Genomic DNA, 846 nt, shown 5'->3' on the forward strand with positions numbered 1-846 from the left:
GCCAAGACCCTGTACGTGGACCGCAAGCGCCGCCGGCGCTGAGCCCTTGCGGCCGCGCGCCGCGCCCGGCACGATGCGCAGGCACGGTCGCACCGCGCGGCCGTGAACATCATTCCAGGGGGAATACATGCGTCATTCGATGCGCGCGGCGACTGCCGCGCTGCTGTGCTGTGCCACGCCCGCGTTCGCGGCCACCGTCCACGTGCAGGACCCGGTGCCGTTCTCCGAAACGTCCTACATCGCCGACAACATCAAGGCCGAATGCCGGATGGGCGCCCAGCTGGGGACCGCGCTGGGGAGCGGCGGGCCGGACTTCGGCAGTCCCATCGCCGTCGACGAGCGGCTGGCCACCGAAGGTCGGGGGCTGAAGCTGGAGATCGGGGAGGCGCAGAGCGCCCGCACGGGCTACAACCACGACAAGTCCGCGACCGTGCGCGGCGTGTTGATGGACGACGGGCAGAAGGTGGCGGCGGTGACGGCGCGGCGGATTTCGCGCGGTGGCCCAGGCGGTCTGTTCAAGGGCTCCTGCGACGTGCTCCAGCGCGTGGTCACCGCCATCGGCAACGACCTCGCCGAGTGGCTGGCCAACCCGACCGACGAGGCCAAGCTGGGCGATTTCTAGCCCGCCAGGCCCGCGGGCCGCGGGTTATCGGGGTACGCCGGCGTAAACTAGGCGCTGGCGTATTTCGTGGAAGGCCCATGTTCGATACTTCTCCCCAGCTGGACTGCGGCGGCCGCGTGCTGCGGCTGGACCGCCCGCGTGTCATGGGCATCGTCAACGTCACCCCGGATTCGTTCTCGGACGGTGGCGCGCACGACAGTACCGAAGCGGCGGTCGCCCATGGA

General features: G+C 70.3%; 2 protein-coding genes. Both read left to right on the forward strand.

Annotated elements, in window-relative coordinates; genetic code table 11:
- The first annotated feature begins 127 nt into the window (after positions 1 to 127).
- Entirely contained in the window at positions 128 to 622 is a 495-nt protein-coding gene (locus tag INT12_RS30555; protein ID WP_193059189.1) for a hypothetical protein, read from the forward strand.
- A gap of 77 nt (positions 623 to 699) precedes the next feature.
- Positions 700 to 846 (forward strand): dihydropteroate synthase (locus INT12_RS30560; RefSeq protein ID WP_193059190.1); only part of this gene is annotated, 147 nt, incomplete at its 3' end.

The organism is Pseudomonas sp. K8, assembly GCF_014889455.1.
GTDB lineage: Bacteria > Pseudomonadota > Gammaproteobacteria > Pseudomonadales > Pseudomonadaceae > Aquipseudomonas > Aquipseudomonas veronii.

What these genes read in the sequence shown, in the direction of transcription:
- INT12_RS30555 (WP_193059189.1), top strand. Translation starts at nt 128, where the DNA reads ATGCGTCATTCGATGCGCGCGGCGACTGCCGCGCTGCTGTGCTGTGCC.